The sequence below is a fragment of the Eisenbergiella tayi genome, assembly GCF_001881565.1.
Classification (GTDB): domain Bacteria; phylum Bacillota; class Clostridia; order Lachnospirales; family Lachnospiraceae; genus Eisenbergiella; species Eisenbergiella tayi.
Map to the genome: position 1 here is coordinate 124,463 of NZ_MPDJ01000006.1, position 23,085 is coordinate 147,547.

At 45.9% G+C, this 23,085-nt stretch carries 18 protein-coding genes; 11 read left to right on the forward strand and 7 right to left on the reverse strand.

Annotated elements, in window-relative coordinates; all coding sequences use genetic code 11:
* Positions 1-2 precede the first annotated feature (2 nt).
* The 10 genes from BLA28_RS22545 to BLA28_RS22590 all read left to right on the forward strand — a co-directional run bounded on the left by BLA28_RS22545 (position 3) and on the right by BLA28_RS22590 (position 12,961).
* The gene (locus tag BLA28_RS22545; RefSeq protein ID WP_069157487.1) at positions 3-1,163 is read left to right on the forward strand and encodes a glycerate kinase family protein; all 1,161 of its coding nucleotides are present in this window, start codon (positions 3-5) and stop codon (positions 1,161-1,163) included.
* A 72-nt stretch (positions 1,164-1,235) separates the two neighbouring features.
* Complete coding sequence (locus BLA28_RS22550) at positions 1,236-2,393, forward strand: M23 family metallopeptidase (RefSeq protein WP_069157486.1); 1,158 nt, start codon at positions 1,236-1,238, stop codon at positions 2,391-2,393.
* 218 nt (positions 2,394-2,611) lie between these two features.
* Positions 2,612-5,299: an alpha-L-rhamnosidase gene (locus BLA28_RS22555; protein WP_069157924.1), complete on the forward strand. Its 2,688-nt coding sequence runs from the start codon at positions 2,612-2,614 to the stop codon at positions 5,297-5,299.
* Positions 5,300-5,493: 194 nt separating this feature from the next.
* The gene (locus tag BLA28_RS22560; protein ID WP_069157923.1) at positions 5,494-6,270 is read left to right on the forward strand and encodes an EFR1 family ferrodoxin; all 777 of its coding nucleotides are present in this window, start codon (positions 5,494-5,496) and stop codon (positions 6,268-6,270) included.
* 63 nt (positions 6,271-6,333) lie between these two features.
* Complete coding sequence (locus BLA28_RS22565) at positions 6,334-6,852, forward strand: nitroreductase family protein (protein WP_069157922.1); 519 nt, start codon at positions 6,334-6,336, stop codon at positions 6,850-6,852.
* A 425-nt stretch (positions 6,853-7,277) separates the two neighbouring features.
* Complete coding sequence (locus BLA28_RS22570) at positions 7,278-8,603, forward strand: extracellular solute-binding protein (RefSeq protein WP_069157485.1); 1,326 nt, start codon at positions 7,278-7,280, stop codon at positions 8,601-8,603.
* A 68-nt stretch (positions 8,604-8,671) separates the two neighbouring features.
* Entirely contained in the window at positions 8,672-9,553 is an 882-nt protein-coding gene (locus BLA28_RS22575) for a carbohydrate ABC transporter permease (protein WP_069157921.1), read from the forward strand.
* Between the two features lies 1 nt (position 9,554).
* Complete coding sequence (locus BLA28_RS22580) at positions 9,555-10,388, forward strand: carbohydrate ABC transporter permease (protein ID WP_069157484.1); 834 nt, start codon at positions 9,555-9,557, stop codon at positions 10,386-10,388.
* Between the two features lie 298 nt (positions 10,389-10,686).
* Positions 10,687-12,177, forward strand: a complete 1,491-nt coding sequence (locus BLA28_RS22585; RefSeq protein ID WP_169897290.1) for a sensor histidine kinase — start codon at positions 10,687-10,689, stop codon at positions 12,175-12,177.
* 43 nt (positions 12,178-12,220) lie between these two features.
* Complete coding sequence (locus BLA28_RS22590; protein ID WP_009255246.1) at positions 12,221-12,961, forward strand: response regulator transcription factor; 741 nt, start codon at positions 12,221-12,223, stop codon at positions 12,959-12,961.
* A 165-nt stretch (positions 12,962-13,126) separates the two neighbouring features.
* Here the strand turns inward: BLA28_RS22590 and BLA28_RS22595 are convergent, their stop codons facing one another.
* From BLA28_RS22595 to BLA28_RS22620, 6 genes are all read right to left on the reverse strand, one after another.
* Positions 13,127-13,945, reverse strand: coding sequence for a creatininase family protein (locus BLA28_RS22595; protein ID WP_069157482.1), 819 nt, complete (start codon positions 13,943-13,945; stop codon positions 13,127-13,129).
* Between the two features lie 59 nt (positions 13,946-14,004).
* Complete coding sequence (locus BLA28_RS22600; protein ID WP_069157481.1) at positions 14,005-14,874, reverse strand: MerR family transcriptional regulator; 870 nt, start codon at positions 14,872-14,874, stop codon at positions 14,005-14,007.
* An 85-nt stretch (positions 14,875-14,959) separates the two neighbouring features.
* Positions 14,960-17,023: a DUF5054 domain-containing protein gene (locus BLA28_RS22605; protein WP_069157480.1), complete on the reverse strand. Its 2,064-nt coding sequence runs from the start codon at positions 17,021-17,023 to the stop codon at positions 14,960-14,962.
* Between the two features lie 28 nt (positions 17,024-17,051).
* Entirely contained in the window at positions 17,052-18,356 is a 1,305-nt protein-coding gene (locus BLA28_RS22610) for a CehA/McbA family metallohydrolase (RefSeq protein WP_069157479.1), read from the reverse strand.
* Positions 18,353-19,237, reverse strand: a complete 885-nt coding sequence (locus tag BLA28_RS22615; RefSeq protein WP_069157478.1) for a polysaccharide deacetylase family protein — start codon at positions 19,235-19,237, stop codon at positions 18,353-18,355. Before BLA28_RS22615 ends, BLA28_RS22610 begins: the two co-directional genes overlap by 4 nt.
* On the reverse strand, positions 19,234-20,556 hold the full coding sequence (locus BLA28_RS22620) for an MFS transporter (protein ID WP_069157477.1): 1,323 nt from the start codon (positions 20,554-20,556) through the stop codon (positions 19,234-19,236). The genes BLA28_RS22615 and BLA28_RS22620 overlap by 4 nt, the downstream gene beginning before the upstream one ends.
* Positions 20,557-20,913: 357 nt before the next feature.
* Here BLA28_RS22620 and BLA28_RS22625 point away from each other — a divergent pair, with 357 nt between their 5' ends.
* Positions 20,914-22,002 carry a GntR family transcriptional regulator gene (locus BLA28_RS22625; protein WP_069157476.1) on the forward strand — a complete coding sequence of 363 codons (1,089 nt, stop codon included), beginning with the start codon at positions 20,914-20,916 and terminating at the stop codon, positions 22,000-22,002.
* A 152-nt stretch (positions 22,003-22,154) separates the two neighbouring features.
* Here BLA28_RS22625 and BLA28_RS22630 read toward each other — a convergent pair whose 3' ends face one another.
* Positions 22,155-23,063, reverse strand: coding sequence for a type II secretion system protein (locus BLA28_RS22630; RefSeq protein ID WP_141702928.1), 909 nt, complete (start codon positions 23,061-23,063; stop codon positions 22,155-22,157).
* Positions 23,064-23,085: the final 22 nt, after the last annotated feature.

The window sequence follows — 23,085 nt, forward strand, 5'->3', positions numbered from 1 at the left end:
ATATGAAAAAAGTGGTATTGATTCCGGATTCCTTTAAAGGAACCTTATCCTCCGCTAAGGTATGCGAGATCATGAGTAAATGTATACATAATAAATTCCCGGACTGCGAGATCGTGCAGATACCGGTTGCCGACGGCGGTGAAGGGACGGTGGACTGCTTTTTACAGGCGGTTGGGGGACGGAAACGCAGAGTGACGGTCTGCGGCCCATTTATGGAACGGATAGAAAGCTTTTATGGAATTCCGGACACCGGAGATAAAACGGCAGTCATTGAAATGGCGGCCTGCGCGGGGCTTCCTCTGGCGGAAGGCAGGGAAAATCCGGAATTGACGAGTACCTACGGAGTGGGTGAGCTGATAGCCGATGCGCTGGAACAGGGATGCCGGAATATAATTATCGGCCTTGGCGGAAGCTCCACAAATGACGGCGGCTGCGGCATGGCGGCGGCTTTGGGGGCAAAATTCTATGGGGAAGACGGAGAGGCCTTTCTGCCGGTGGGAGGAACGCTGAAGAATATAAAGCGAATTGATATATCCGGCCTGGACAGGCGCTTAAAGCAAACCTGCATCACGGCCATGTGCGATATTGACAATCCCCTGTATGGAGCCAACGGGGCCGCCTTTATTTTCGGGCCGCAGAAGGGGGCGGATCCGGCAATGGTTAATCGGCTGGACGCAGGCCTGCGCTGCCTCTCCCGTCAGATTCTGACGGATTTGGGAACCGATGTATCCGAACTTCCCGGAGCAGGCGCGGCAGGAGGCATGGGCGGAGGGGCGGCGGCCTTTCTGCATGCCCGGTTATGCCCGGGTATAGAGGTGGTGCTGGAAACCGTGAGATTTGAGGAACGGATCGAAGGGGCGGATGTTATTTTTACCGGAGAAGGCAGGCTGGATTATCAGAGCCTGATGGGAAAAGTGGTGGGAGGCGTGGCAAAGTATGCCAAACGGGACGGAATACCGTTGATCGTGGTGGCGGGAAGCATTGACGAGAGGACGGGAGATATTTATGGATCCGGAGTCAGCGCCGCCTTCAGCATTACCAGGATGCCGGTCCCTTTCACGGAAGCCAGGAAAAGCAGTGAAGAAAATCTGGAGCGGACTATGGAGGATATACTCCGTCTCTGGAAGGTGATTGATGAGGAATATGCCGGAGCGCCGTTGTAAAAAACGGCGCTTCCTTGGACTTACGGCGCCGTCTTCCGCATATATTGGATAGAAAAGACCTCTGGAGCCGCCATGAAACGCTGCGGGAAGTTAAAATATGCAATTGTGATTGAACTGGTGCTTCTCACCCTTCTTTTTGCCGTCAGACAGGCAGGGAAACCCTCTGCCCCTGTAACCTCGGGTTCCATTATCGTTGAAGAACCGGAAGAAGAGGCGGGAGAAGAAGCGGAGAAGGATTATATTAAGTGGGTGGATTTTAATGTTTCCTATGAAGCCCTCTGTCAGGCTTATGATGCGGATGTGGAAACCTACGGTGAGGATTTCCATATAGACTGGATATCTCTCCTGGCCTGTACCGCGGCCAAAAACGGCGGTGAATTCGGAAGGCAGGCGCTGAAGGATATGGATTCCATTACGGAAAAAATCCGGAACGGAGAAACCACGATGGAAGAAATCACCTGTGACCTGAATAACTATGACTATTTTTATCAGGCCTATGACGCCGTGCTGGGCGGTATGGTGGGCGAATTCCTGCTTCAGGAACAGGATGAATCCGGAAATACGGTGTGGAAACGGAAATATGGGCTGAAGGCTTATTCGCCCATTGCCAAGGGATTTCCCTATACCGATTATGATGATTTCGGATCCTCCAGGAGCTATGGCTATAAAAGGCCCCATCTGGGCCATGATATGATGGGGCAGATCGGGACGCCGGTGGTGGCTGTGGAATCCGGATATGTGGAAGTTTTGGGCTGGAACCAGTACGGCGGCTGGCGCATCGGCATCCGGAGCTTTGACGGAAAGCGATATTACTATTACGCCCACCTGCGCCAGGATTATCCTTATGCGGAGGGCCTTGCGGAGGGTGACGCCGTGACGGCCGGGGACATCATTGGTTATATGGGCCATACAGGCTATTCCGAAAAGGAAAATGTGAATAACATTAAGACAGTGCACCTCCATTGGGGATTGGAGCTTATTTTTGATGAGTCACAGAAGGAATCGGATAATGAGATCTGGATCGACTGCTACCAGCTTTCCCGTTTCCTGTATAAAAACCGTTCGGAAGCGGTAAAGGTGGAGGAAAGCAAAGAGTGGAAACGGATATACGATATGGAAGACCCGGCTGTGGAAAAGTATCTGGAGGAGCATGGGGACAGTGTGTCGGGAAACGGCGTGTCAGGCAATGACATATCGGGCAGCGGTGTTACCGATAATTCGGAAGGATAGCAGCAGCGGGAAAATAAAACGGCCGCCGGAGGACATAAAGCGCAGGACTGGTGTGGACAATAAAGGTCATAAAAAGACAGTCTAAAAGACAATGACTATTTTCACTCCAACGGTTACAATCAATATATACATTGATTTTCACATATGCTGCAGTGGACGGACGGCCCTGCTGCATGTGTGAAGACGGAACGATATTGAGAAAACAGGAGAGTGAAAATATGAAACTGACTCAGTTAAAAGTAAATCATTTAAAGAATCCTCTCGGATTTTCCGTTAAGAATCCCTCCTTTTCCTTACAGGTGGCGGAAAGCAGCGGAAGCACATTAAAAGCGGCCCGAATCCGAATAGCAGAAAAAGAAGACATGTCGGAGCTTCTGTATGACAGCGGCATGAGGGAAGATATCTCCTCCCTTTCCTTTGTCCCGGAAACAGAATTGGAAGGCGGAAAGCGTTATTACTGGGATGTTACGGCGCAAGCGGACGACGGCGACCAGGGAACCAGCGCTGTGGAATGGTTCGAAGGCGGCTGCGGGGAGCGCTGGAAAGCGGACTGGATAACGTCGCCTCTCGGAAAAGAAATACAGCCGGTAATGTACCGGAAATTCAGGCTGGAAGAGAAGGAGGCGTCACAAATCGCTTCCGCAAGGCTTTACATATCAGGGCTTGGGGTCTATGAAGCATGCCTGAACGGGGAAAAAGCGGGCGATGAATACCTGGCGCCTTTTTATAATGATTACCGTTTCTGGATCCAATACCAGACCTATGATGTAACACAGCAGCTGAAACCGGGAGAAAACGTACTGTCCGTCATGCTGGGAGACGGCTGGTACAAAGGCCGTTTCAGCTATCTGGATGAAGCAAGGGTCAAAGAGATATACGGGGATGATTTCCTGCTGACGGCGCAGCTTCTTATCACCTTCGGTGACGGCACCCGGCAGATGATCACCACCGATGAAACATGGAAATGCATTTCGTCCCCTGTCCTTTTCTCCAATATCTATGATGGTGAGGTCTATGATGCAGGCCGGGAAATCTGGGACAGGGATGCGTGCAGGCTCGCCGGAGGTGTGGAAGAGGCTTCGGTTCCTGCTGTGCGTGCGGCTGCTCCCAAGGGAAAGCTGACGGAGCGGATGAGTGTGCCTGTGCGGATTCATGAAAGGTTCTCTCCCGCCAGCCTGCTTATTACCCCGGCAGGAGAACAGGTGTTGGATTTTGGTCAGGAAATCACAGGATGGGTGGAATTTGACTGCAGGGCGGAAAAAGGAACCGAAATTACGCTGCAGTATGGGGAGATCCTGCAGGATGATAACTTTTACAGGGATAACCTGCGTACGGCGAAGGCGGAATATACCTATATCGCCGACGGGGAAAAGAGGCATGTGCGCCCTCATTTTACCTTCTATGGTTTCCGCTATGTGAAGGTGAGCGGGATAACGCTTGTCCAGGATATGCTGAGCAGCTTCCATTTTGAAGCCTGCGCCGTTTATTCTTCGCTGGAAAGAACGGGTTCCGTCACCACCTCCGATGATAAAATAAACCGTCTCTTTGAAAATACCGTCTGGGGACAGAAGGGTAATTTCCTGGATGTGCCAACGGACTGCCCCCAGCGTGATGAAAGGCTTGGCTGGACCGGAGACGCGCAGGTTTTCTGTGCAACGGCCTGTTTCCACATGGATACCGCGGCTTTTTACCGCAAATATCTGAAGGACATGCGCTATGAGCAGGAAATCAATGGAGGCTCCGTTCCCTACGTGGTGCCGGATGTGCTTTCCGCAGCCAGGGAAAATATGGGGCAGGAGGCGCCTGATATTACGGAAAATATCTGGGGGGAATCCGGTTCCTGCGCCTGGGGAGATGCGGCAACGGTAATACCATGGACCGTTTATCAGTTTTACGGGGATAAAACCCAGCTGGAAGAAAATTATGAAAATATGAAGCTGTGGACGGATTTTATCATCCATATGGATGAAACCTGCTGCGGCGGCGGAAGGCTGTGGCAGATTGGCTTCCATTTTGCGGACTGGCTGGCTCTTGATAACCCGGATAAAAAAAGCTGTTTCGGAAGGACCGATCCTTATTATGTAGCCTCCGTCTATTATCTGTATTCCGCCCTTCTGACGGCGAAGGCAGCAGGCGTTTTGGGAAAAACGGAGGATCAGGCCTATTATGAAAAGGTGGCGGAGGAAGTCCGGGAAGCGATCCGCAGGGAATATATAACTGCAACAGGCAGAGTGGCGATTGACACCCAGACGGCCCTGGTGCTCGCCCTGTATTTTGATATTGTACCGGAACCGTTTAAAGAAAGAACGGCAAAGCGCTTAAAGGAAATGCTGGAAGAAAACGGGATGCATTTAAATACCGGATTTGTGGGAACCGCCTATCTTTGCAAGGCGCTGACCAAGGCGGGTCTTTCCGGTGAAGCCTATACCCTCCTTTTCAAGGAGGATTTCCCGAGCTGGCTGTACGAAGTGAATATGGGTGCAACCACCGTCTGGGAAAGATGGAATTCGGTGCTGCCCGACGGAAAAATAAGTGATACGGGAATGAACAGCCTGAACCATTATGCCTATGGCGCCGTATCCGAGTGGATTTACCGGAGCGTCTGCGGGATTGCGCCGGATGAGAGTACGGCAGGCTTTAAAAAGGCGGTGCTGGCTCCCTGCCCGGATGAACGCTTCCGGTGGGTAAAAGGCGAGTATGCTTCGGCATCCGGCCTGTACCGGAGCGGATGGGAATATGAGGGAGATCATATCCTGTATGAAGCGGAAATCCCGTTTGACTGTACGGCAGAATTCCTTGTGCCGGAAGGGATGGCTGTGAAATCCGTAAATGGTACGCCGGCGGAGGAAAGAGAGAGACTTTCGCTGAAAAAGGGCGTTTACAGGCTGATTTTGGAAAAAGTCTGAAAACCGAATAACGATATACGATAGATATCGGGAAAAACAGTATATGCAACCCGGCAGCATAACAGATTTCCGTCACGGAAAAGTGCTGCCGGGTTTGATTGACATCTGGGAAAAACGAACCTATACTGAAGGATGGAGGGAAAACTGCCGGAGGAAAAGCAGGAGTTTTTCCAGGAAGACAAGGGGGTGTTGTTATGCTGGAAAAAATAGATGTGGTACATTTCAGCCCGGCCGGAAATACACGGAAGGCGGCCCTGCTTCTGGCGCAGGCGATGGCTGGCAGGACAGAGGAATATGATCTGACCAGGCCGCATAATACGGGACGGTCCTTTGGGCCTGGTGATGTGGTGATAGTGGCGGGCCCGGTATATGGGGGCCGCCTGCCCGCAGTTATGCTCGAAAGGCTGGCGGAAATCCAGGGAAACGGAGCTTTTGCGGTTACCCTGGCCGTATACGGAAACCGTGCTTATGAGGACGCGCTGATTGAGCTGGATGACAGTGTGGAGAAGCAGGGCTTCAGAAGGCTGGCATCAGCGGCGCTTGCCGCCCAGCATTCCATTGTCACACAGCTGGCGGCAGGAAGGCCTGATCAGGAGGATGCGGAAGAAATCACACGGTTTGCGGAAGAGATCCTCAGTAAATACGAAGGGATTCTTTCCGGAAAAGAGCAGCCCGGGAATTACATCGTGCCGGGAAACCGCCCTTATAAAAACTGGAATCCCATGCAGGCGGTACCTCTGGTTTCCGACGCCTGTATCAAATGCGGGCTTTGTGCAGAAAAGTGCCCTGTGGAAGCAATCCCCAGGGAAGAGCCGGAAAAAACGGATCCCGCCAAATGCATTCTCTGCATGCGGTGCGTATCCATTTGCCCGGAAAAGGCCAGATCGCTTCCGGAGCCGCTCATGGCCGGTCTGGAACAGAAGCTGGCGCCCTTCAGGGACATCAGGGGCAAAAATGAGTGGTTCTTATAAACAGACAGCCGATCCGCATTTACGGCGGAGTTGGTATATAAAAAAGAAAAGGAGGAAAAGGAAATGAATGAGACATTGAAAACGTTAATGGAACGCAGAAGCGTACGCTCCTATAAAGAGGAGCAGGTACCGGAAGATATTCTTCAGCAGATACTGGAAGCCGGAGAGTATGCTCCCAGCGGAATGGGAATGCAGTCAGCAGTGATGGTAGTGGTACGCGATAAAGATACCATAAATCAGATATCCCGTATGAATGCCGCCGTAATGGGAAATGACGGAGATCCTTTTTACGGAGCGCCCACGGTTGTTATTGTGTTTGGCGACAGCACAAGGGGAACCTATGTGGAGGACGGAAGCCTGGTGATGGGGAACCTGATGAACGCCGCCGCTTCCCTTGGCGTGGATTCCTGCTGGATCCACCGTGCGAAAGAGGTTTTCCTTTCGGAAGAAGGAAAAACCCTCATGAAAAAATGGGGGCTTGGCGAGGAATACGTAGGTATCGGAAATTGTATCCTGGGCTATTCCGATGAACCGCATCCTCAGGCCAAAGCGAGAAAAGACGGATATATTATCCGGGTTTGACTGCGGAAATAAAGGACAGAAGAAGGGGGCTGTGAAAAAGCCCCTTTCTTTTTCCCGATTACCCCGTCTCATCTTCCCATCAATCAATTCTTGAAGGTCATTTACTGCAATGGGTAAATGACCTTCAGCGCTTTTCTGATTTCTGTAATTTCTGAAATCTTTCGTGCAGAATCAAATACTTCCTGAACGATTTATCCCCTGTTTAATCTGATACTTCACTAAAACGAGCACTTATACGGAATATCTGCAGGTAAAGAAAATCCACATGCAAGTAAAAATAATCCGTTTACATTCAATATGCAATACCATATAATTTTTGTAACAATAAAGACACGTAATTCCGTATTCTTTGCGAATTGCATTGTGTTATGCAGATTCCAATAACAGATTGCGGATATGTAATTGCTGATTAAAAGGAGGATATTATGAAGAAGAAAGCAGTTAGTATTTTATTGTCACTGATCATGGCGGCAAGTCTGCTTGCAGGCTGCGGTACCAAGGATAGTGTGAGTGACAGCGGAAACAGCCAAAGCGGCCAAAGCAGCCAAAGCAGCAGCACTGAGGAGAAAACCCTTACCTTTTGGAGCATTGCCACTGAGTCGGATAATATGCACAGTTCTTACCTGAAAGCGATCGAAGAGTGGGAATCGAACCACGAGGGCTACAAGATCAAATTCGAGACATTTGAGAACCAGGCATATAAGACAAAGATTAAATCTGCGGTAGCGGCGAATGAACTGCCTGATTTATTCTTTACCTTTGGCGGAGGGTTTTCACAGCCCTTTGCAGAATCAGGAAAGGTTCTTCCGCTTGATGATTATTATGCGAATTATAAAGACCAGCTACCGGCAGCTGCCCTGAAAAACCAGACATATGATGGAAAAATCTATGGCTCTACCTTTACCACACCGGTTTCCGTGATGTTCTACAATAAGAAGATCTTTGAAGAGAACAATCTGGCCGTTCCTACTACATATGATGAACTTCTTGCAGCAGTAAATACCTTAAAGGCAGCCGGAATTACACCTATCTCCACTTCGGTGAAGGATACCTGGGTACTTGGAATGCTTCATGACGGGCTTACATTGAAATCTGCGGGCCCGACAAAGCTGCAGAACGCATTGCTCAAGCAGGAAGGACAAAGCTATAATGATCCGGATATGCTTCAGTCCGCGAAAGCGATTGTAGAATTGAATGAGGCAGGCGCTTTTGAAGAGGGAGCCACAGGACTTTCCAATGATGAAGCCGTTCAGCCGTTCCTTGATGGTCAGGCAGCCATGTTCTTTACCGGTTCATGGTTAGGCGGGGATATTAATACAAGATCTTATGATAAAGAGGCATTTGGCGTCGCCCCTATTCCGGTAGTGAATTCTGACAATGCCACACTTGGTGATTTTATGGGCGGAGCTTCCGATACCATTATGGTTGCGAAATCAACCAAATATCCGGAAGTGGCTTGTGATGCGGCATTTGAAATTGCCAAATACATATCAAAGAACGCATACCTTGAGGGTGTTGCCATTCCTGCCTGGAACATAGATTATGATGATTCCGCAGTTGAACCGATGACAAAAGAAATTGCCGGTTATACCACTAAGGCGAATTCCTTTACACTGTGGTTTGATACACTTCTTCCTGCGGAGGATGCCAATAAGTACCTGGAACTTCTTCAGCAGCTGTATTCAGGCGGAATTACACCGGAAGACTATGTGAAGGCAATGGCGGATCAATTAGACAGCACGAAAGAGTAAGAGATAAATAAAGCTTCCTTTGGTCTGTGGAAAGGCCGGAGGAAGCTTTTGAAAGGAAGGGCTGCAGCATGGATAAGGTAAGGAAGAATAAAACAGCACTGATCATATTTCTTTTACCGGCTACAATACTTTTTGTTATTATTATCATCGTTCCGATCTTTATGTCCTGTTATTACAGTTTGCTGAAATGGGATGGCATGACGACGGGGAAATTTGTTGGATTTGACAATTATATTAATCTCTTTAAAGATACGTCCATTCAGTTTCCCAAAACTTTGTGGCATGCAGTCGTTATCGCGATTTTTTCCGTTTTCATCCAGCTTCCGATTTCCCTTGCTTTGGCCCTGATATTGGCGAAAGGAATCAAAGGAGAACGTTTTTTCTTAAGTGTATTTTTTATTCCTGTTTTAATTTCCAGTGTGGTAATCGGACAGTTGTGGTTAAAGATATATAATCCCAATTATGGCTTGTTAAATACTTTTTTAAAGACGGTTGGCTTTTCCGGCTGGGTTCACACCTGGCTGGGAGAAGAAAAGACGGCTTTGGCAGCGGTGATGGTTCCTATTCTCTGGCAATTTATCGGATACCATATGCTGCTGTTCTATGCAGGAATTAAATCCGTTCCGAGGGAATTAATTGAGGCGGCACAGGTAGACAGCGCAACTTCCTGGCAGATCAATACAAGGATTATCATTCCTCAGATTAAGCCGATTATAAGAATGTGCACAATATTTGCAGTCGTTGGTTCGTTTAAGACATTTGACATGATTTATGTACTCACGAATGGCGGTCCCTCCCATGCTTCCGAAGTGCCTTCCACACTGATGATCAACTTGATATTTGGGCGCAACCAATATGGTTTGGGTTCTGCAGTTGCCGTGATAATTATTATCCTGTGTTTTGCATTTGCCATAGGAATTAAGAGAATATTCAAGGTGGAAGGAGAGTGACATGAAAACAAAAAAGAATGTGAAAAACGTGGTCAAATATACTGTTTTGATTATTTGGACATTCGTAAGCCTGTTTCCGCTTTATTATATGCTGATGTTTTCTTTAAAAGATAATAGTGAAATTTTCGGGTCAAATGTAATTGGGCTGCCGAAGCATTGGTTATGGTCTAACTATAAAAAAGCGTTGATAGCCGGGAATATGGGTCTGTATTTCTTTAACAGCTGTGTCGTAACCGGACTTACCATACTATTTACCATTTTGTTTTCGCTTATGGCTGCCTATGCACTTGAACGTATGATATGGAAGGGAAGAAAACAAATAAACGCATTGTTTATGCTTGGACTTACTGTTCCGATTCATGCGGCGATTCTTCCGATTTTTATTATACTGAGAAAGTTTCATATGCTCAACAGCTATCAGAGCCTGATTGTGCCTTACGTTGCATTTGCTCTTGCCATGGCAATTATGATATGCTCTTCTTTTGTGATCAGTATTCCTGTTGAATTGGAAGAAAGCGCTTGCATAGACGGGGCCGGAATATATAAAATATTCTGGGTGATTATATGTCCTCTTATGAAACCGGCCTTTGCATCGGTTGCCATATTTACGTTTTTGCAGGCATGGAATGAATTAATGTTTGCGATCATTTATATCAGTGATTCAAAATACAGAACACTGTCTGTAGGTATCCAAAGCCTGTCGGGAGCTTACACGACGGATTGGGGCCCCATTGGGGCCGGACTTGTAATTGCAACCTTCCCAACATTAATCATTTACTTATTTATGAGTAAAAAAATACAGTCGTCTCTTATGGCCGGAGCGATAAAGGGGTAAGGAGAGGAAGAAAAAGAGACAGGATTATAAGGTATTATTAGATAGCAGGTATAATATGAGAACATGGGTGCACAAAATTATAGAATGGTATTCTTCACGCAAATTGAAGGAAAAGACAACAGCTCTATTTGCGGTAATTTTGTGTACCTATGTTCTTGTTATTTTTGCAATATATCAGTTTATAATCAAAGCCAATATGGATGAATATATCTATAACGCCAATAAAGATGTGCTCAATTCCGTTGAGAAAAATATAATGAACAGCTTCTCGGGCGGCAGTACGGTAAGTAAATGGATCATGAACAGCAAGGAGGTCTTATATTTTTTAAATACCGATGATGTAAATAAATTGGGAATAACCTATGATGCCTTATCCGTGATTTATGAATTTACTATAGCAGAAAAAGCCCTTTCATCCGTCTATATATTCAGAAATGATGGTATTTATATCAGTATAAATAATGGCGTAACATATTTAGATAAAAGCATGATGGATTCCGCATGGCATGAAGAAATAAACCGTGCAAACGGAGGATATATCATAAAAATAAATGGGGGAGGAGCTTTTCGTCAGATATCGGGTAAACCGGTAATATCCCTGATTCGTACGATATATGATATAAATTCACAAAAACCTGTTGGAATTATTGTTATCAATTATTTCGATGATATATTAAAGAGTTCCTATTCAGAATTTGATGATACGGAAAAGGAGTTTACCGTATTTGATCTCCAGGGAAATATCATTGAGGGCTCTGAAAAGCTGGAAAAATATTCCGATGAAATCAGAGAAGGAAACATATCCTGCCAGGTGACAGCTATAGATAAAAATGTTTTCATTAAGAACATCCCCAATACACCTATTGTCTTAGCAGAAAAAGATAATACGTCTGCGTTTCAGTTTGTTGCGCCCCGAATTATTATTTCAATTATAGTATTTATACTGGTTACTCTTTTCGGCTTTTTTATTCTTGGACTGTTTATAAAGTTTTCTATTACGAATCCTGTAGAGAGTCTTGTCTCTTCCATGAGGGAAGTGAAAACAGGATGGCTGAGACGAGTAAGCATAAAGCTGCCCAATGATGAAATAGGAGAACTGAAAAATAGCTACAATACCATGCTTGTGGAAATCAACAGACTGATAGAAGAACTTGTTGAAAAGGAAAAGGCGTATCAAAAAGCGGAAATGAATGCATTGCAGGAACAGATTAAACCGCATTTTCTGTATAATACCCTTGAAACGATCGCTTTATTGGCACTTGAAAATCCACGCGATGAGGTTTATGATGCCATTGAAACTTTGGGGAAATTTTATAGAAAATTTCTGAGTAAGGGCCAGGAGGAAATCACTCTTTCCGATGAGGTTGAAATAGTAAAGAATTATCTTAAATTGCAGGAATTACGTTATGGAGATATCTTTCATGATATATATGATATAGACGAAAAGGTAAAGAATGTTCGGATTCCCCGGCTGATTCTCCAGCCCATAGTTGAGAATGCACTCTATCATGGCATCATACCGAAAGGGGAAGAGGGAGATATTTATATCAATGCAAAACAGAAGGAGGATAAGCTGGTAATTACAGTTAAGGATACTGGCATCGGTGCAAGTGAGGAGAGGATATCCGAGGTATTATCAAAGAAAAGTCAAAGTTTTGGATTAAAAAGTACATTGGATAGAATTTCGAAATATTACAGCAACAAGGTCAGCTATAAAATTTCCAGCGAAGTGGGATATTACTTTGAGGTAGAGATCTACATTCCGCTTGAAGAATTAAAATACGAATAGATGATTTGTATTCAAATGGAAGCATAAGGAATAGAGGGATAGCATGTATCGTGTAATGATTGTTGATGATGAAAAGGCAATTAGATGTTTGTTGAGAAGAACAATCAATTGGGAAGAGATGAACCTGCGTGTCGAAGGGGAAGCGGCGAGCGGGATTGAAGCGATTAATATTATTGATGAAATACGTCCTGATATCATATTTGTTGATATCAGAATGCCTTTTATGAATGGAATTGAATTTGCGAGATTTGCAATCAAGAGATATCCGAAATTAAAAATCATTATACTTACTGCATATGAAGATTTTAATTATGCTAAGGAATGTATCGGAATAGGAGTTAGTGACTATCTTTTAAAACCAATCGTAAGAGCAGAAATCAACGATACTCTCCATAAAATAATAGGACAGCTTGATGATGAAAGAAATCAGGCTGAGCCCGATGAAACGATAGATGAAATAGGCGGATACAGTATTACAATAGAGGAAATTATAAAATATATCAAAGACAACTATGAGGACAAAACGCTGAATTTAACCTCTGTTTCCAAAATGTTTGGTTTTAATTCCTCTTATTTAAGCCGTAAATTTAAGGAAGAAACGGGACAAGGCTTATCCGCATTTCTCACTGAGGTTAGAATGGAGAAGGCAAAAGAACTGGCAAAAAAAGGAACCATCATGTATATGACGGCTCAAAAGGTAGGGATACCGGATCCTAATTATTTCGGGAAGCTTTTTAAAAGGAATGTGGGAATTACATATTCTGCCTATTTATCCGGTGAATGATAAGGGAACTGATGCAGTATATTGTTCATATGCGCCCATATATTTTCACAATAGGTATTATCGTGGCAGCAGGGACGATTAAAATCCGCTTTGGCATTATTGTCAAGGCGGATTTTATTGGGCATCCCCATTTTTTCTTTTCTTCCGGATACATAAATTTATTATTTATAATACTTTGTATATATAGGAAGCGAAAGCTTCTGACGTTTCTTTTTCTATCCGTTGTATTGCATCCAGATCTATATTTGCGGGATTCCCGCAATATCCTGACGGAGTAATTTCTTTTGCTGAATTACCGCCATGCAGCCATATCCTTAAATCGTCCATCGAAAGATTGGTGGCCTTCAGTTGTTTTGCAATATCGGGATCCGCCAATTCTTCATAATCAAGCATCATCCAGCTGGTTTCGGCAGCTCCGGCATGGATGTCTATAGAGTCACCGCCCATGGACGATAACAGATTCTGATTAAGGGGAACATTGAGCAGATAAGGAACCTCTTCGGTTATTCCGAACTGCATGAATGTGCTTTTGCTGTTAATGAAGTAAGCTTCTGTTTTTCTTTCTATATATGCCTTTTTGGCTATTTCGGCTATTTTTCTGATATGAACATAATCCCCATGAAAATTCAGCATGAAAATTTTATGTATGCCCCATTTCTTCAGATTCGCCAGTATATCCAAAAGCAGGGCCTCCATTGTTTCGGCGCTGATAGTGAATGAACCGACAAAGCTGTCTGTAATACTGTTGATTCCCCAGTAAAAAGACGGTGCTATTATCACCGGTTTACCCATGGCGTTTAGCTGCTGCTTGATTTTTACGCAGACAGCCTGGGTTAAATAAATATCTGTTCCGGTGCACAGATGCGGACCGTGTTCTTCCACAACCGATATGGGAAGCAGCGCACAGGCTCCCTTTTTAATCTCTTCTTCTATCTGCGGGTAGGTCATATCGACCATAGTATTTTGGAAAATTGAATATCCCATCCTGTTCCTCCTTGTTTTTGATAAGGAGAGAATAGAGTATGCCCTAAGGGCAAAGTCAATTAAATTTCCATGATCTTAACAGGAATCTGGATTTCGGTAAGATAATTTTTATCCTCTGCAATCGCTTCATGAATATAATAATACGCAATCTGCGGAGAGAATATCTGATAGCCCATATCTTTTATGGTTTCATGCAAAGTCCGGCTTAACTCTGTTTTTAGCCGGTTATAAGGGCCTCTGCAAATACAGCAGGCATATAAACCCTCATCGATATATAGGGCAGGGAGAGAAACCTCCTGCCGGTTATTCATTTCATAGCCTAATTTGATATCTGCATTACCGCTGTCATTCCTGTTTTCAGATATACAGAAAATAGATAAGGGGGCGGATAATTCCATTTCTCCGGGATCATAACCGGCAGCCTTTATGTCTGAGAGTAATTCCTGATAGCATTTCCTGAACAGGCCCGGTGTATATGTTCCGTGATATGACGTATAAAGTATCCTGCGTTTCGGAATAGGCCGTATCGTAATTCCGATGGATTCATCATAGGCTGTCTTTCCTTTAAGTGTTTCACATTGTAATTGTAAAGACCGGATTTTTTTCTGTTTTTGTTCTAATTCAGTTAACTGTGCGGTAATATATTTTTCCTGATACTTCAATAATCCGGAAAGGCAGCCGACAATATTTGTTTCATCATCCTGCATGAAAAAGGTATGGATATCGTCCAGTGAAATCCCTATATTCTGCAGCTGCTTAATGGTTGAAATACGGGTTATATGCCATCGGGTATAAAACCGGTAACCATTCGTAGTGTTTATATAGGCCGGTTTCAGGAGCCCCAGTTTATCGTAATATCTCAATGTTTTAGGAGTGATGCCGCATATGTTTGCCAATTCGCCAATGCTGAAAAGCATATCATAATCCATTGCCTGTTCCTCCTGTTTATTGCATATTATATCATTTCTCTTAGAAATATGGCAACGGGGCCGAAATACAAACATGCCCTGTACTTCAATTGAGACAGGTGAGAAGAATATCAAAGGAAAACCGCATATCCTCATCAAACCACTGCTTGAAATTGGTGCCCCACCGGTTGTTGTACAAAAGGAAGGAAAAGCCCAGGCTGAGATCCGGAAGGCAGTTATCCGGCTGATACAGCTTTTTCCCTCCGAAGGAAACAAGAGGGGCATCGAGGGGATAAATCCGGATGCGGCCGTCAGCGGCATCATAGGAAAGAGATTGTACGGCATGCAGCTGGCGGTTTCCGTTATGTACTACATTTTCAGGGGAAAGCAGCAGTCCGGTTTTATCCATTTTCCAGCAGCCAGGGTTGTCGCCGCCCGGAGAGATTTCCAGCCACAGCGCTTCAGGGCTTCGCAGGGCATCCTTGTCCTTCCAGTAAAGATCCATATGGATTTTCTGTTCGGTAAAACGATACAGAGCCATGGCTTCTCTCGGACAGCCATATTCGGCACAGGCTTCCTCCGGGAAAAGGAGAGTAACATAGAGCGTATCTTTCCAAAGCCGGACGGATTCAGGAAAGGGACGATAGCAATGGTGCCCGATCTGTGTATGATAACGCAGTCCGGGTTTGCCGAAATCAGGTTCCGCCCAGTGGAAGTTTTGGATCAGGTTCCTCCCGTAGGCGAAATAACAGTCATCTGTCTCTTTTCCACCGAAGGTTTCATATTCCAGAAGCCCGATGGATACCTTCCGGCTCAGGCCGGTTCTCATATCCTTCAGGCTGGTCAATTCTCCGTAAGATCCTATGATTACCTGATAAGGTCCGGCGGCAAATGGAGAATTTACAGGACATTCAAGTGCTCCGGAAGGAATAACGGGATAAGTAAAGGAAAGAAAATCGCGGGCTTCGGCAGTCTCCCTGGCCGGGAGCGCATCCAGAGCACGGGTCACGTAGTTTCTTTGTTCCTGATGAGAACTTTCAAAAAGAGAATAGGAAGATCCGGATCCTCCCCGTTCCTCTTTATATGCCTCCAGTTCCGGCAGCAGTGCCTGAAATATATGCTGGTTCTGCGGGGAAAACAGTTCATAACCTGTGCTGTCTTTTTCTCTTGCTGCGGTGAAATCACTTTTTTCCCAATGGGTGAAGTCCAGAAGGAATTTTTTCGTATCCATTCCCCAGGTATGCTCACAGATTAACAGCAGGTTTTCCATGAAACTGTGGTAAGCGGGCATGTCAGGTGTCAGCAGACCGTCTGTAATCCATTTTTCTTTTAAAAGCATAAGCCGGCGGAATTGGGATACCTTTAAGGGATCGGTGGCAATTCCGTGTATCCAGGTATCCCCGATTTCCGATTCCACTATGGGGAGATTTTCCCGGATCTGACGTATATCGGCGGCGAATTCATCCATGGTACCGGCTTCGATATGCGCATGAGGATACTTTTGTGCCAAGTCCCGGTAAAGGGTATCCAACTCTTCCGGGGAGGGCGGTGCGGAATTATCATGGGCGTGATAAAATTCCAGGACGGTTCCGTTTTCCAGGAAAGTGGACTCTCCATAGGAGGCTGAATAATTGACAACAATTTCCTGCTCTCCGGCGCGCCAGCGGAAAAGTCCGGGAACGGAAGGAATGCGGGAGGAATCATTTACTCCTATATGCAGGAATTCAATTCCGGCATCGCAGAGAGCCGGAACAAGGGCCATGGTATGGCCGGGTACATCCGTCATTTTGGCGGCGATGGTATGGATGCCGAATTTCTGATCCAGCATATGTGAAATGGAGAGATCATAATCCAGAAGCCGGCGGTCCATCAGCTCCGTATGCGTGGTGCAGGCCAGTCCGTGCCAGCGGACATATCCCAGCCGGATGGCCTGTTCCAGCCTGCTGCAGCCGGCCGCATCGGCATGTGCAAAATAATACCGGATGAGATAGGAGCCCACCGTCCACACAAATTTTTTATACTGCGGGGTATTCACACGAAAAGCCAGCTCTACGGCGGAAGGGATGAAATCCAGACAGTATTTGTCCAGAACCTGCTGTGCCAGTCCGGTGAAGCCGATGTCAAGGTGGGTTTTAAAGACAACAATTACTTTCTTGGCAGCTGTATTCATTTCTGTTCCTTTCTGATAGGAATTTCTGTTATTGGTAGTATACAGGATTAGTGAGGAGGGCCTTCATGGGAGGCAGGCCGGGAGCATAGCTTCGGTACAGTTCCAGCCGAAGGAAGAGGGCATCCGGAAAACGTCTTCGCAGTTTCAGTTCACAGGCTCCGGAAGGAGCGATCAGAGATTCCGCAGCCGTATCGGTAATCAGGCGGATTTCATCGCCCTGACAGAGGCCGGTAAGCAGAATGTCCGTATATTCTCCGCGGACGGCGACGTCCCCGAAGGAGGCGGGGAGGCCTTCCGGAGATATGGCAGCGAAATCTGCCTGAGGCCCGGAGGGCAGATAAGAAACATAACCGCTGCCCTGGCGCAGAGCCTTCAGCAAATCCGCCCTGGATCGGGAAGGGGCATACAGACACTGGCAGGGCATGGCGAGGCTGCCCAGAAGACCGGGACGATGATAATCACTGCCTCCGGTAACCGGCAGCTTCCGGCCGGAGCAAAGCTGCTGATGCCACCAGAAGGCTGCCTTTTCATTCCGCTCGGACATGACACCATTCCATACCTCCAGACCGTCGAAGGGCAGAGAAAAATCCCATTCCCAGGGAACCAGCGGGCAGAAGGGATGGTTGATGACACGGAAAGCCCCATTTTCTTCTGCCTCCATGAATAAAGCCCTTGTTTCTTCTAAAGAAGCGGTAAAAAAAGGAGTGCTGAAAGCCTGTTCTGTGCCCAGAAAACCGGCATGCCCCTTATAATGAGTCCATTCAGTCCCCGGAATGAGCGTGATATCTTCATAAAAAGGAAGCCTGTCATTCTGGGCGCTGTTATTATGATCGGTAAATATAAGGAAATCCAATCCCATACGCCTGGCGAGCAGAGCCGCTTCCTCTGGCTCCAGAATACCATCGGAAGCGGTGGTATGGACATGGGTATCACCCTTAAAAAGCCGGCGTTCCTTTGGCGTTACTTCCACTTCGTATTCTACGGCGACACCATTGGCCGGAATATGATAAGCGCCCGCTATGATATGCCAGGTACCTTCCGGCAGTTCGCAGGATTGAAAGCCCGCGCTGCTGCCCAGAGGGGAAATCAGGATGCTGCTGCGATCCGAACCGGAGGAACCCGCCATTCTGCCGTCAGGCATCATGACCGCCAGATCAATCGTGCAGGGTTCCCCTTCAATAACAAAAGGGCCATCCTGCCCTGCAAAAGAGGATGGATAACAATAACGGATGGAAATGCTTTCCGTGTCCGCATCTACAGAGAAAGGAAGACGGATATACTCCCTTTCCCGGGATTTGTCGAGAAATAACTGTAACTGTATTTTCTTTTTCATAAATTCTCCTTTTTGCATGGGAACGGGGCACTTTTCCAGGAAACCAGCCGGAAACCTTCCTTTTCCAGAAAGCGGTTCAGGCGGCCGCTTTTTAAAAATTCATACTCCCATTCCCGTTTTTTCCATTGAGGTGTCCGCAGGGAAAGAACAGGATCGGGAACGGACGGATGCAGGAATACTTCACTTATGCCGGCAGGCGCCGCGGCAAGCTGCTCTTCATAATAAGAACAAAGGGCTTCATAATCCCGGATTTTTTCCACAGGAAGAGGATGTGTAATAAAATCATCCGGCAGCGATACCTTCATTCGGTCGGCAAGAAAGCAGACTGCGGCATGGGCAGCTTTCAATGCAGGGGATACCTTTCCTCCGAACTGACGCTCCAGAAATGCAGGAGAACGGGCAAAACGAAAAGGAAGACAGTATTTTTGGCAGAGGCGGAAAGCGTTGAGAAAGAAAAGCCTTCCGTTGATGCCATATAAAGTCCCTCCATGGCTGTCGGCATGATCCGGCGTACAGCCGGCGTCCGTCATAAACCGGTATTGGGCTTCCAGCTCCCACGTCACATCACCTGAGACAGCCCGTTTTGCTGCCGCTCCTCCGTCAGCAGGCAGCAGGCCGTTCACAGTCAATGAGGAATCCCTCTTTTCTTTATCCGCGGGCATCCAGCATTCTTCCTTCCATTCTGAAAAAAGAGTCCAGTGAACTCCCACAGGAAAACTGCCTTCCTTTGCATATCGGCAGGCATTCATGGCCATGGGAGCCGGAGAGAGGATAGAGGAGGAGGTGATTGCACCCAGCCGGAACAGCTCACAGATCGCCTGATTCATACTTTTGCACAGACCGAAATCATCGGCATTTATAATAAGGAAACGTTCATTCATTTCGTCTCCTTTCCGGGTACAGCCGGACTCTCTGCCGCAGAAGTGTCGCCGTCTTCCGGAAATTTCAGAAAACGGGAACACAATACGCTGAGGATCATGACACAAAAGGGAAATACCACCATCAGAAAACGCGCGGCATCATGTGGACGGGGGCCTGGTATCTCTCCGCTTTCAAAACCGTAGATACGGCCTACAATCAGGAAGGCGAAGCTGGTAAAAAAGCCGCTCAGCCTGTTCATAAATCCCATGGCGCTCGCATAAGTCCCCTCTCTTCTCAGCCCGTTTTTCCGGGTATCCTCATCCATAATACGGGCGCCGATTAGATCCATGGTAGTGATGGCCCCTGAATAACCGAAGCCCAGAAGGCAGGCTGCAGCAAGTGCAGGAAAAAGGCCGGAGACAAAATACAGGGGCAGAAAGGATACGGTCAATGCGGCCAGAGCGATTCGCCATACCGGCATCACCGAATGCTTTTTTACAAAAAGAGCCCATACGGATACTCCTGCCATGGCAAACAGAAGCACCATGCCGAGAAGAATCGTATTTGCCATACTGCCAAGTCCCAGCGTGTATTTTACATAGAAAGGAACTGCGGACATAACCAGAGACATAGCCGCGCTGTAAAAGGCATTGGTAAGGCCGAAAATCCAGAATTTCGGATTGGTGAGCAGATCCCGGAGAGTGGAAAGCAGACGGGGCTTCTGGAGATCCTCAGTTCTTGTAATTTCGTGGCATCCAAACGTACAGTAAAGGATGACCGCTACCGCCAGGATTCCATAAATAATGCTGGTCAGGCCATAGCCCAGAGCATCCGTTACAAGCGGTGTAAGGGCAATACTGATGACCATGGCGAGCAGCTGAAAAGCCTGACGCATGGCATTGGATTTGGCCCGCTGGGAATCAGAGGTAAACAGTTCGGGAAAAAGAGCGCCGTAGTTGGCATTGATCAGGGAATCCAGAGTTCCGGTGAGGATATACATAAGAAGCATATAGGAAAAAATTCCGCTGCCGTTTAAAAAAGCGGGTATATTAAAGAACGCGATAAAACAGAGTGCCAGAAGAGGAGTGCCGATAACAAGCCAGGGACGTCTGCGTCCCCAACGGGTCCGCGTACGGTCAGATAAAAAACCATAGACAGGATTATCGATGGCATCCACGAAGGTGTAAAGAAACAGCACCATGGAAAACTGAGCCGTAGTAACCCCATGCCCGATCACGTAAAATGCAGCAGCATAGGTTTTGAACATATTGATAGGAATAGAGGTGCCGAACATACCGACAGCATAACGGAAGGGACTGGTTTTCTTTTGTTGATTCATATAGGCCTCCTTTGGGGCGAATGGGATAGTTCCTTTAAATCAAAGGTAGCATATTAAATATATATTGTAAATATGAGCAGTTTTTTTCTATAGAATACCTAAAAATATACGAAAATACTGGATATAATTACATATAAAATATGGAAAAAATATATTTTATAAAAGTAGAGAGAAAAGAAATTTGACAAAAAATATATTTTAATATACATTGATTTTACGTGAGAAAAAACAGATGATAAAATTGGGAGCCGGGAGCCGGGAGCCGGGAGCCGGGAGCCGGGAGCCGGGAGCCGGGAGCCGGGAGTTTAGGGAGCCGGGAGTTCAGGGAGCGGCTTCGGAAAGGAAAAGAGAGCAGATATGGGAAAGGTATTTCTGTACCGGAAGGTGTATGATGAACTGCTGGAACGGATCAGGAATGGGATATATTTACCGGGCAGCAAGCTTCCCGGTGACGAAGAGTTATGTGAAGAGTTTGGGGTCAGTGCAATAACCCTGAAAAAGGCGTTGGAAATGCTGGCGGAAAGCGGTCATGTAAAACGAGTTCCAGGAAAAGGAACCTATGTAGAGAAAAGGGAAAAAGCGGGTACAAAAGGCAGAAAAGAAGGGACAGGACATTTATTGGGGCTTGTTCTGGAACACGTATCGACTCCGTTTGGCCTGGAGATGATGTATCAGATGGACAGGATTGCCCAAAAAGCTGGTTACAGGCTGATAGTCCGCTTCTCCTATGGAGACAGGGAAAAAGAAACGGAAGAAATACGCTTCCTTTTTTCCATGAAGGTAAATGGAATAATAATTATGCCAAGCCACGGGAAGCATTACAGCCCCGCAATTCTGCAATTGTATCTGGACGACTTTCCCATGGTTATGATAGACAAGAAATTGCGTGGTATACCGGTGCCCTCGGTGCGTACAGATAACAGGGCGGCAGCAGCGGCTTTAGTCAGAGGACTTGCGGAAAAAGGCTGCAGGCGAATTGCTTTTTTTACTACGGAGGATACAGAGGCAATCTCTGTCAGGGAACGGAGAAATGGCTTTATCAATGAAATGGAACGATTGAATTTGACGGAGGCAGGAATCTGCGTCCTGCCTTCCGGAAGGGGAGCCGAAGGCTTCCTTGATAACAGACCGGATCCGAATGCCATCCGCGCAGTAAGGAAGTTTCTGGAAAAAGAACGAAGGGAAATAGACGCGGTAATCGCGGAAGAATACGGTATCGTACCTGTAGTTACCACAGCGGCTGCCCAGGTGGGAATCGACCTGGAACAGGATATCCGTCTGGCTTGTATAGACGAGGATTATCTGGCGCCGTACGGGCCGGTTTTCCTTCATGTGAAGCAGGATGAGGCGGCTATTGCAAAGAAGGCTGTGGAATTGCTACTGGGGAGGATTGCCGGGAATAGGTATGAGGAGGATGATTATTTGATTGCTGGAATTTTAAGATAGAAAGGAATAGAAAAAGTATATATGAAGACAATATATGAGCATTTGTCAACACTTTTAATAAAGGAATATGTATAGGAATAACTAATAATTAATTACTCTATCCCGGATTATAATCGGGATAGAGTATAAAATAAAAACATAGTCTAAACATATTAGTTCACTACTTTAATCCATTGATCCTTAACATCCGTGAGATCATCGCTTGTCGTATAACCACTTTCTTCAAAAGGGGTTCCTAAAGTATCCTTTAACCATTTAGAGGTGTATTTATTACCTTGTCCCTTCCACACATAATAATTATCATTGAACATAACCAAGGAAGTATTATCATTTCCTTGTACAGAACCAGTGGCTATAAAATAGAACTGAGTTTCATTATTACTATCAACATATATGCAAGGTTTCCATTTATAACTGTCGGATGTACCCGGAAGATTTAATTTTTCCCATAATTCTTTTTCTTTTGATGATAAAGTAGCATAATCTGAATTATAGAAATCTTCCCTTGCTTCTTTATATGTTCCCTCTACATTTCCCGAATAATTTTTATTATAAAATTTAGTTACATAATCCAATTTATCTCTATAGGATTCAGTATGATTATCATTTATTCGATAGGGTGTCGCAGAAGTAATGTCGAAAATAACTTTTGTTTCACCTTTTGTCATATATTCCAGATAACTAACTTCAGTATGAACACTAGAAGAAAAGAGTACACCTGAAATAATGGAACCATCAACGCCAGCTTCTGTGCATATTTTTCCCCTTGTAGCTTCAGTTGTAAAATCCTCTGGTAGAAATAAATTTTTTCCATATAACTCAAGAGCCATTGTCTGCGCCGCCGTCACCACCGCCCGGCATTCAATCAGCGCCTGCTGATCCTTAGCCTTTTTTATGTACTTAAAAAGACCCGGCACTAAAATTGCCAGGAGAATTCCGATTATAACGATTACAACGATCATTTCGACTAAGGTAAATCCTTTGTTTTTGTTTTCCTGTTTCATGTGTAAATCCTTTTCTTCATCTTTATAATAGAAGTAACGAATTTGGTTCTTACTCATTCTATCAAAAAGCCTCGGAAAT

Excerpts from the sequence above, each read along its gene's own strand:
- BLA28_RS22610 (WP_069157479.1), bottom strand. The coding sequence starts at position 18,356 with ATGAAAAAGAAAATACAGTTACAGTTATTTCTCGACAAATCCCGGGAA.
- BLA28_RS22625 (WP_069157476.1), top strand. The coding sequence starts at position 20,914 with ATGGGAAAGGTATTTCTGTACCGGAAGGTGTATGATGAACTGCTGGAA.
- BLA28_RS22600 (WP_069157481.1), bottom strand. The coding sequence starts at position 14,874 with ATGGATTATGATATGCTTTTCAGCATTGGCGAATTGGCAAACATATGC.
- BLA28_RS22590 (WP_009255246.1), top strand. The coding sequence starts at position 12,221 with ATGTATCGTGTAATGATTGTTGATGATGAAAAGGCAATTAGATGTTTG.
- BLA28_RS22560 (WP_069157923.1), top strand. The coding sequence starts at position 5,494 with ATGCTGGAAAAAATAGATGTGGTACATTTCAGCCCGGCCGGAAATACA.
- BLA28_RS22580 (WP_069157484.1), top strand. The coding sequence starts at position 9,555 with ATGAAAACAAAAAAGAATGTGAAAAACGTGGTCAAATATACTGTTTTG.
- BLA28_RS22585 (WP_169897290.1), top strand. The coding sequence starts at position 10,687 with ATGAACAGCAAGGAGGTCTTATATTTTTTAAATACCGATGATGTAAAT.
- BLA28_RS22565 (WP_069157922.1), top strand. The coding sequence starts at position 6,334 with ATGAATGAGACATTGAAAACGTTAATGGAACGCAGAAGCGTACGCTCC.
- BLA28_RS22545 (WP_069157487.1), top strand. The coding sequence starts at position 3 with ATGAAAAAAGTGGTATTGATTCCGGATTCCTTTAAAGGAACCTTATCC.
- BLA28_RS22555 (WP_069157924.1), top strand. The coding sequence starts at position 2,612 with ATGAAACTGACTCAGTTAAAAGTAAATCATTTAAAGAATCCTCTCGGA.
- BLA28_RS22575 (WP_069157921.1), top strand. The coding sequence starts at position 8,672 with ATGGATAAGGTAAGGAAGAATAAAACAGCACTGATCATATTTCTTTTA.
- BLA28_RS22615 (WP_069157478.1), bottom strand. The coding sequence starts at position 19,237 with ATGAATGAACGTTTCCTTATTATAAATGCCGATGATTTCGGTCTGTGC.
- BLA28_RS22550 (WP_069157486.1), top strand. The coding sequence starts at position 1,236 with ATGAAACGCTGCGGGAAGTTAAAATATGCAATTGTGATTGAACTGGTG.
- BLA28_RS22570 (WP_069157485.1), top strand. The coding sequence starts at position 7,278 with ATGAAGAAGAAAGCAGTTAGTATTTTATTGTCACTGATCATGGCGGCA.
- BLA28_RS22595 (WP_069157482.1), bottom strand. The coding sequence starts at position 13,945 with ATGGGATATTCAATTTTCCAAAATACTATGGTCGATATGACCTACCCG.
- BLA28_RS22630 (WP_141702928.1), bottom strand. The coding sequence starts at position 23,063 with ATGAGTAAGAACCAAATTCGTTACTTCTATTATAAAGATGAAGAAAAG.
- BLA28_RS22605 (WP_069157480.1), bottom strand. The coding sequence starts at position 17,023 with ATGAATACAGCTGCCAAGAAAGTAATTGTTGTCTTTAAAACCCACCTT.
- BLA28_RS22620 (WP_069157477.1), bottom strand. The coding sequence starts at position 20,556 with ATGAATCAACAAAAGAAAACCAGTCCCTTCCGTTATGCTGTCGGTATG.